General features: G+C 52.8%; 10 protein-coding genes and 2 pseudogenes. 4 read left to right on the top strand and 8 right to left on the bottom strand.

Going from position 1 to position 8,423, the window contains the following annotated elements:
- From BBW68_RS01935 to BBW68_RS20455, 4 genes and pseudogenes are all read left to right on the top strand, one after another.
- On the top strand, positions 1-349 hold a 349-nt coding region (locus tag BBW68_RS01935; protein ID WP_186821244.1), incomplete at its 5' end, for a transposase.
- A 61-nt stretch (positions 350-410) separates the two neighbouring features.
- Positions 411-521 (top strand): annotated as a pseudogene (locus tag BBW68_RS20460) (IS66-like element accessory protein TnpA); the annotation flags it as partial.
- Positions 522-531: 10 nt separating this feature from the next.
- Positions 532-744 (top strand): annotated as a pseudogene (locus BBW68_RS15430) (terminase TerL endonuclease subunit); the annotation flags it as partial.
- Between the two features lie 254 nt (positions 745-998).
- Positions 999-1,157, top strand: a complete 159-nt coding sequence (locus BBW68_RS20455) for a DUF1889 family protein (protein WP_148127498.1) — start codon at positions 999-1,001, stop codon at positions 1,155-1,157.
- A gap of 152 nt (positions 1,158-1,309) precedes the next feature.
- Here the strand turns inward: BBW68_RS20455 and fis are convergent, their stop codons facing one another.
- The 8 genes from fis to aroQ form a co-directional block, all read right to left on the bottom strand.
- Positions 1,310-1,606: a DNA-binding transcriptional regulator Fis gene (gene fis / locus BBW68_RS01930; RefSeq protein WP_070133779.1), complete on the bottom strand. Its 297-nt coding sequence runs from the start codon at positions 1,604-1,606 to the stop codon at positions 1,310-1,312.
- 25 nt (positions 1,607-1,631) lie between these two features.
- Positions 1,632-2,597, bottom strand: a complete 966-nt coding sequence (gene dusB / locus BBW68_RS01925; protein ID WP_070133780.1) for a tRNA dihydrouridine synthase DusB — start codon at positions 2,595-2,597, stop codon at positions 1,632-1,634.
- 310 nt (positions 2,598-2,907) lie between these two features.
- A complete protein-coding gene (gene prmA, locus BBW68_RS01920) occupies positions 2,908-3,789 on the bottom strand; it encodes a 50S ribosomal protein L11 methyltransferase (protein WP_070133778.1) in 882 nt (293 codons plus the stop codon).
- Positions 3,790-3,804: 15 nt separating this feature from the next.
- The gene (gene panF, locus BBW68_RS01915; RefSeq protein WP_070133777.1) at positions 3,805-5,217 is read right to left on the bottom strand and encodes a sodium/pantothenate symporter; all 1,413 of its coding nucleotides are present in this window, start codon (positions 5,215-5,217) and stop codon (positions 3,805-3,807) included.
- Entirely contained in the window at positions 5,207-5,452 is a 246-nt protein-coding gene (locus tag BBW68_RS01910) for a YhdT family protein (protein ID WP_070133776.1), read from the bottom strand. Before BBW68_RS01910 ends, panF begins: the two co-directional genes overlap by 11 nt.
- 139 nt (positions 5,453-5,591) lie before the next feature.
- Positions 5,592-6,938: an acetyl-CoA carboxylase biotin carboxylase subunit gene (accC, locus tag BBW68_RS01905; protein WP_070133775.1), complete on the bottom strand. Its 1,347-nt coding sequence runs from the start codon at positions 6,936-6,938 to the stop codon at positions 5,592-5,594.
- An 11-nt stretch (positions 6,939-6,949) separates the two neighbouring features.
- Complete coding sequence (gene accB, locus BBW68_RS01900; RefSeq protein WP_070133774.1) at positions 6,950-7,393, bottom strand: acetyl-CoA carboxylase biotin carboxyl carrier protein; 444 nt, start codon at positions 7,391-7,393, stop codon at positions 6,950-6,952.
- 21 nt (positions 7,394-7,414) lie between these two features.
- A complete protein-coding gene (gene aroQ, locus BBW68_RS01895) occupies positions 7,415-7,867 on the bottom strand; it encodes a type II 3-dehydroquinate dehydratase (protein WP_070133773.1) in 453 nt (150 codons plus the stop codon).
- Positions 7,868-8,423 lie beyond the last annotated feature (556 nt).

Raw genomic sequence — 8,423 nt, 5'->3', positions numbered from 1 at the left:
CTGGCGCGAGGTCGCGGCCCAGCTGGAAAAGAACTTCCCGGCAGTCACAGAGATGATGGACGAAGCGGAGGCGGAGGGGCTGGCGTACTTCGGGTTCCCGGGAGCGCACCGGGTGAAAATCCACTCCACGAACACGCTGGAGCGCCTGAATAAAGAGGTGAAGCGGCGTTCCGACGTGGTGGGTATTTTTCCCAACGAAGAGAGCATAACCCGGCTTCTGGGTGCGGTGCTGACGGAGCAGAACGAAGAATGGCTGTTGCAGAACCGCTACCTGCCGCAGCACAGCATGGCGGAGATAGAGCAGACCGCTGAAAACGATGTGATCGAGGCGCTGCCACTCAGCGCTTAACAGACATATTACCGGACCGGAAGGCTGGATCTGAATTTACACCACCTTGACGGACTCGACCGATAACGTTATCTTTAAATGGCTACGGCTCTGGCAGGATGAAGGCCGCATATCACGTCGCCTTCTGGCAACAGTCGAATCTTCACCATTACCTGTAATGCTGTCTGTCGATAGTGATACCTGACCCGGTGCTGGCCTAGGCGATTGGTAATGTCGTAATGGAAAGTGACGCTAACGCCAACATCAAACCCAACAAGAAAAAATCCTCAAACGCCATCAACCCTGCTATCGCAGGGCTGATGGCGTTCGGCACCTAGCAGAACGAGAATGAAGATTTCAGCTTTGACATGTCCGAGGCGCACAAACAACGCCTTGCCACCTTCCTAGGTATTTGAAGTATCCCATGAAGCATAACGACACTGCTGAACAGCTGACCGCAGCGATGAAACAGAAACAGGACGGGTACGAGCTGGACGGTTGCGACTGGCACAGAATCCGTACTACGGTATCGAAAGCCATAGCCAGCCAGCGGCACAGCGAAGACAGGGCACGATCTTCTTCTTCAACGTTTACATGGCGCAAGCCAGTGCCATGTAAACGCTGTTAAGATATCAGGATGCTGACAAATTGATAATCTAATGCTAATGATATTCGGAGTCATAGTGCTCAGAATGATTGGGATTCAGGATTCACAAAAAAAATGGCAGAGTGGGCTGATAAGGTAGCTTCAGGTGGCCGTGTCATTGTGAAACATCCTAGCTACTTCTCAGAGAATATGCAGAAAGAACTGCATTTGCTTGTCGAATGATATCAGCTTGAACCTCTGTTAAATGGTACCTCTGTTCTGGTGCTTTTTTAATTGTTCACTTCGCGATGTATAAACATTTGTATAAACAAAAATAAGAAGCGTAATACCATTAGGTAAAACGCTTTTAGAAACAACATGATAGCCAGAGACTATTAGTTCATGCCGTATTTTTTCAGTTTCTTACGCAGTGTACCGCGGTTGATGCCCATCATAAGGGCTGCACGGGTCTGGTTGCCACGGGTATATTGCATCACCATGTCCAACAGAGGCTGCTCTACTTCAGCCAATACTAGCTCATACAGATCACTTATATCTTGACCATTCAGTTGAGCAAAATAGTTCTTCAGTGCCTGTTTGACCGAATCACGAAGTGGCTTTTGGGTCACCTGATCCTGTGAATTTACGGTAGATACGGTCAGTACGTCAGAATTTACGCGTTGTTCGAACATAGTTCTGTCAGCTCTTTATTTCTAATTACGCAAGATTTTCGAAGTATGCCTCCAACGCCTCCAGCTGTTCGCTGGCATCCTCTATGGCGTTGAATGTGCGCCAAAACTGGTCGTTTGGGGCGTGCTCCTGCAGATACCAAGAGACGTGCTTCCGGGCAATACGGCATCCCTTGCGATGACCATAAAAGTCGTGCAGTTCCCGTAAGTGCCCGATGAGCAAGCGCTTCATTTCAGCCAGTGGCATCGGTGCCAGCAGCTCCCCAGTGTCCAGATAGTGCTGGATTTCCCGGAAGATCCACGGTCTTCCCTGAGCCGCCCGTCCTATCATCAGGGCATCAGCCCCCGTATAGTCAAGTACGGCTCTGGCTTTATGCGGGTCAGTAATGTCTCCATTCGCGATAACCGGAATGGATACGTTCTGCTTAACTGCCCGAATGCTGTCGTACTCAGCTTCGCCGTTGAACAAACACGCGCGTGTGCGTCCGTGAATTGTCAGGGCCTGAATACCACAACGCTCAGCCAATTGGGCAATCTCTACGCAGTTGCGGTTGTCTCTATCCCAGCCAGTGCGAATCTTTAAGGTTACCGGTACGTCGACGGCATTATCCACCGCTGAGAGGATAGACTTCACCAGCTCAGGATGCAGCAGCAGTGCCGAACCTGCCATCTTACGATTCACTTTTTTGGCCGGACACCCCATGTTGATGTCGATGACCTGTGCACCCGATGCTGCATTGATACGCGCGGCTGCCGCCATCTCTTCCGGGTCACAACCGGCAATTTGCACGGTACGAATACCAAGTTCGTCACTGTGAACCATACGCAACCGTGACTTATCGCTGTTCCAGACTTCAGGATTAGACGACATCATCTCGGAAACAGTCATCCCAGCGCCCATTGAATAGCAAAGGGTCCTGAATGGCCTGTCTGTTATCCCGGCCATCGGGGCTGCAATCAAACGATTACGAAGCCGGTGATTTCCTATGTGCATTAAAAAAAGTGACCATAGACCATAGTGTATCCGCAAAGCGGCGTATATTACGCATTTTTTCAGGAAGATGAAAGACCAAACTTTGAACAATTCGCTGTTGTCCGGGGCAGGTAAGCCTTACCTACACGGCTTATTTTTTTAATCAATTTATAAAACAATGAATTAAAAAAATTGACGAGATTGTGTATAAAGATTTTTCTTTTTTTGTGACCTAGATAACAACATAATTCACGTCAGTTTGCCTGTTATTCGGGACATCTGACGTATGTAACGCGCTGGCGCAGCTCATAATCTGCGCTAGGTGGTTGTTTTATTGACGGATCCCGGTAATGCGACACCACTCTTCTTTCTCGGCTACCGGGTCGAAAACAAAGGTATCAGCATAAGCTTCGCACACGCTTTCGGCCTGACTGGCCAGCACGCCGGAAAGACCAAGATGACCCCCTCCGATCGGCAGTACGCTAATCAGCGGTGCCAGCTCGCGCAGCGGGCTGGCAAGGATGTTTACCACCACCACATCGGCACTGAGGTTCTCCGGCTGCTGGTGTGGCAAATAGAGTGACAGACGTCCTGATACGCCGTTACGCTCGGCGTTATCACGGCTGGCCTGAATCGCCTGCGGATCGATATCAATGCCGATAGCGGCGGCGGCACCCAGCTTCAGCGCGGCAATCGCTAGAATGCCGGAGCCACAGCCGAAATCGATCACCGTTTTGCCCACCAAGTCGAGGCCGTCAAGCCAAGCAAGGCACAGCGCGGTGGTTGGATGGGTGCCAGTGCCAAATGCTAGGCCCGGGTCGAGCATCACGTTCACCGCCTGCGGGTCCGGCACATCGCGCCAGCTCGGGCAGATCCACAGGCGCTCGCCGAAACGCATCGGGTGGAAGTTATCCATCCACTTACGTTCCCAGTCTTTATCCTCGATCTGCTCAATCTTATGTGGGAAAGCTGCGCCTAACAGCGGGCACTGCTCCAGCCCGGCGATGACATCTTCCATCTCCGTTTCGGCATCAAACAGGCCAATCACATCGGTATCGCCCCACAGGCGCGTTTTGCCCGGCAGCGGTTCAAACACCGGATTATCATGCGTATCCTGGAAGGTGACCGAAACGGCCCCGTTCTCGATCAGCACGTCGCTCAACTCTTCAGCTTGGGCACCGGTGCTGTTAATTTTCATTTGTATCCAAGGCATAGCGATTCTCTTTATTCAGACAATACGGTTGCCAATAACAAACGCCAGCAGGCTAAGCAGCAGCGCTGGCACGATAGGGTGGAAGCCCCACGGTTGCAGATTCAGGCTGGCAAGCAGGGTATAGCAGCCGGCACCGGCGATCATACTGCTCAGTGCGCCAGCAGCGTTAGCGCGCTTCCAGTAGAGGCCCAGCACCAGGGGCCAGAGGAACACCACCTCCAAGCCGCCAAAGGCCAGCAAATTAATCCAGATGATCATATCCGGCGGGTTCCATGCCGCTAGCAGCAGCAGCATGCCCAGCACCAGCGTGATCGCGGAAGAGAGACGTTTCAGCAGCGGTTCGTTATCTAGGTGCTGCGGGCGCACGCGTAAAAACAGATCTTTGACGATCGTCGCCGATGATTGTAGCAGCTGGGCATTGATGGTGGACATGATCGCCGCCATTGGTGCCGCAAGGAAAACGCCGGCAGCCAGCGGCGGCAACACCTGGATCATCAGCGTCGGGATCACCTGATCGGGGATCGCTAGATCAGGCAGCACCGCGCGTCCCAGTGCGCCCGCTAGGTGCATACCCAGCATCACCACGGCGACCACCACGGTGCCGAGCAGGATCGCCAGATGCATAGCCTTGCTGTCTTTATAAGAGATGCATCGCACCGCCGTATGCGGCAGGCCAATCACCCCAAAGCAGACCAGCATCGAAAACGAGGCAAGGAAGGTGGGCGTCAAAATGCCGCCGACGCCAGATGAAGAGACCAGCTGCGGATCAATTTTCTGCAGCGTGCTGACGGCGCTGTGCATCCCGCCTGCGGCATGGATCACCGCAAACAGTAACAGGAAAGTGCCAATCAGCATCACCACGCCCTGCATCGCATCATTCAGCAAGCTGGCGCGGAAGCCGCCAAGGGCGGTATAGAGCGCAATGGTACTGCCAAAAATCAGCAGGCCCTTGTCGTAGGGGATCCCGACCACGGTTTCCAGCAGGCGTGCCCCGCCGATGAACTGCACGGTCATCGCGCCAATAAAGGCGACCAGCAGGCTCAGGCTTGCCAGCCACACCAGCAGCGGGCTGCGATAGCGCGCATACAGCATATCGTTGAAGGTTACTGCATTGTAGCGGCGCGCCAGAATCGCAAATTTCTTGCCCAACACGCCGAGCGATAGCCAGACGGCAGGTACCTGCACCATCGACAGCAGCACCCAGCCCAGCCCGTATTTATAGGCTGCTCCCGGACCGCCGATAAATGAACTGGCACTGATATAGGTGGTTGTCAGCGTCATTGCTAGTACAAAGCCGCCCATTGAGCGGCTGCCAAGGAAATACTCGCTCAGGAAGCTGCCGGCGCGGCGCTGGCGCATGGCAAAAACTGATAAAGTGGCGACCAGCAGCAGATAGCCAATCAGAGGCAGAATAATTTCAAACTTCATGCTTATCGTCCTCCAGAGGAATGTCGCGGAAGACGACGCGTACCATCAGCCAGCAGAGAAAGATAAACAGGCCGGGTATCAGTAGACAGGCCATTTCGAACCAGTGCGGCAGACCGGTTATCCCCTGCGCGTTGCCCGGCAGCCAAGCTGACAGCGCCCAGCAGGCAAGGTAAGCCACCGCCAGCCAGAAAGACCAGCGAGCTTCACGGTGGGCCTGTACAAAACGTTTTTCCATGCGTTTCTTTCCCAATAAGAAGGGGCCGAATAATCGCCCCCTTTACACATCGAATCTCTGGCGATGTATGCGTTCGGGCATGCCCGCCCCCTACGATACCTGATTCCGTAGGGGGCAGGCATGCCCCGCTCTTGATTACTTAATCTTGCAGGCCGAGTTTTTTCTCTAGGTAGTGGATGTTCGTCCCACCGTGCTGGAAGTTCTCGTCTGACATGATTTTCATCTGCAGTTCGATATTGGTTTTGATCCCGTCGATGATCAGCTCAGCCAGCGCATTTTTCATGCGTGAAATCGCCACATCGCGGTTCTCACCGAAAGTGATCAGTTTGCCGATCATGGAATCATAGTACGGCGGCACGGTATAGCCGGCGTAGATATGAGATTCCCAGCGCACGCCAAAGCCACCCGGTGCATGGAAGCGGGTGATCTTGCCAGGGCTTGGCAGGAAGGTGTTAGGATCTTCAGCGTTAATACGGCATTCCACCGCATGACCACGGATGATCACCTCTTCTTGTTTGATCGACAGCGGCTGACCGGCAGCAATGCGCAGCTGCTCTTTGATCAGGTCAACGCCGGTGATCATCTCGGTAACCGGATGCTCAACCTGAATACGGGTGTTCATCTCAATGAAGTAGAACTCGCCGTTTTCATACAGAAACTCGAAGGTACCTGCACCGCGATAGCCGATCTCCACGCAGGCTTTCGAGCAACGCTCGCCGATATAGCGACGCATCTCTTCGGTGATTCCTAGTGCTGGCGCCTCTTCCACGACTTTCTGGTGACGGCGTTGCATGGAGCAGTCACGTTCTGCCAGATAGATCGCGTTGCCCTGACCATCTGCCAATACCTGAATTTCGGCGTGGCGAGGGTTTTCTAGGTACTTCTCCATGTACACCATGTCGTTGTTGAAAGCCGCTTTGGCTTCCGCTTTCGTCATGTTGATGGATTGTTCCAGATCTTTGTCGCTGCACACGACGCGCATACCACGACCGCCGCCGCCGCCGGAGGCTTTGATGATGACCGGGTAGCCGATACGTTTCGCGAAGGCACGGTTTTTATCCATATCTTCGGTTAGCGGACCGTCAGAGCCAGGTACGGTCGGTACACCGGATTTTTTCATCGCGGTGATCGCCGACACTTTGTCGCCCATCAGGCGGATCGTGTCAGCTTTCGGGCCGATGAAGATAAAACCAGAGCGCTCAACCTGCTCAGCAAAGTCGGCATTCTCAGACAGGAAGCCGTAGCCGGGGTGGATAGCCACGGCACCGGTAATTTCCGCCGCGGAGATCAGCGCCGGGATATTCAAATAGCTTTTAACCGATGGAGCCGGGCCGATACAGACGGTTTCATCCGCCAGCAGCACGTGCTTCAGGTCGCGATCGGCCGTGGAGTGGACAGCAACGGTCTTGATGCCCAGCTCCTTACAGGCACGCAGAATACGCAGCGCGATTTCACCACGGTTAGAAATTACAATTTTATCCAGCATGGTTCGCCTCGTTATTCGATGACTACCAGTGGCTCGTCAAACTCAACAGGCTGACCGCTTTCGACCAGAACCGCTTTCACAATGCCGGATTTATCGGCTTCGATCTGGTTCATCATTTTCATCGCTTCAACGATGCACAGGGTGTCACCGGCGTTAACTTTCTGACCGATTTCCACAAACGCTTTCGCGTCAGGACTTGGGGTGCGGTAGAAAGTACCGACCATTGGGGAACGCACGATATGACCACTGATCTCAACGCTTGCTGGCGCTTCCATTGCTAGAGAGGTCGCTGTAGCCACGGCGGTAGCCAGAGCTGGCTGCTGCATCATCGGATAACCGACGTTTGCTGGTGAACGGCTGATGCGAACTGACTCTTCACCTTCAGAGATTTCCAGTTCAGCTATGCCTGATTCTTCAACCAGTTCGATCAGTTTTTTAATCTTACGAATATCCATGAGTGTGGTTCTGTACTCTGTTTAATTAGATGGTGACAGGCGTTTAACTGCCGTCTGTAAAGCCCAAGAATAACCGTCGACGCCAAGTCCACAGATCACGCCGGCACAAATATCAGAAAGATACGAATGATGGCGAAAGGGCTCACGAGCATACACATTGGACAGGTGAACTTCGATAAACGGAATACTCACCGCCAGCAGCGCATCACGCAGTGCCACGCTGGTATGAGTGAATGCCGCCGGGTTAATGACGATATAATCGACATTGCCTTTCGCTTCATGAATACGATCAATTAACGCATGTTCCGCATTGGACTGGAGATGGCTCAGAGTCACGTTGAGTTTGCCTGCCTGTGCAGTCAGATCGCTGACAATATAGGCTAGCGTTGTATGACCATACTTCTCAGGCTCACGGCTTCCCAGCAAATTAAGGTTGGGGCCGTTTAAGAGCAGTATATGAAACTTATCCGTCATCTTGCTGCTATCTCCTGCGATAACTGAGGCATCGCACAAAATACATCGCCAAAGCCGATTTGTCACCTTTTCAGATAAAATTTGGTTCTAGCAACCCTTCAAAGTCGGGCATTATAACGATATCAACGCAATTAGCAGCTAAATGCTGGTCGTATCAGCGAAGATGATCAACCCCGCCGCTGAGAAAAGGCGCGGTTGAGTGTAGCAACTGTGGGATGGGACACAATATTCGCGGTTCGCTTATCGGAACCAATTGCGAATCATCTTATGGTGCCAGGCCAGCAGGATCGCCGCAATTAGCACATTTTGGCAGGATGGTAAGCGCCATTGGCTTATCCGGTCAGGTAATGGTTAATCAGACAATTATCTTAAAAGGAACAAACTGATGGTTGACCACAGCATGACATTCAGCAACACTCTGGCGCAACTTGGCGGTGAGGATTTTTTACGTGAGCTCACCGAGTTTATGCTCAACTGTAGTGGTCAACTAATACTGGCCACAGCATTAGACTGTAAGTAGTACAGCCGCTCAGATTCGTTGGGCGTCAGACCGCCG

The organism is Candidatus Erwinia dacicola, from assembly GCF_001756855.1.
GTDB classification, from domain to species: Bacteria; Pseudomonadota; Gammaproteobacteria; order Enterobacterales; family Enterobacteriaceae; genus Erwinia; species Erwinia dacicola.
This window is presented reverse-complemented; position numbering and strand designations above follow the sequence as displayed.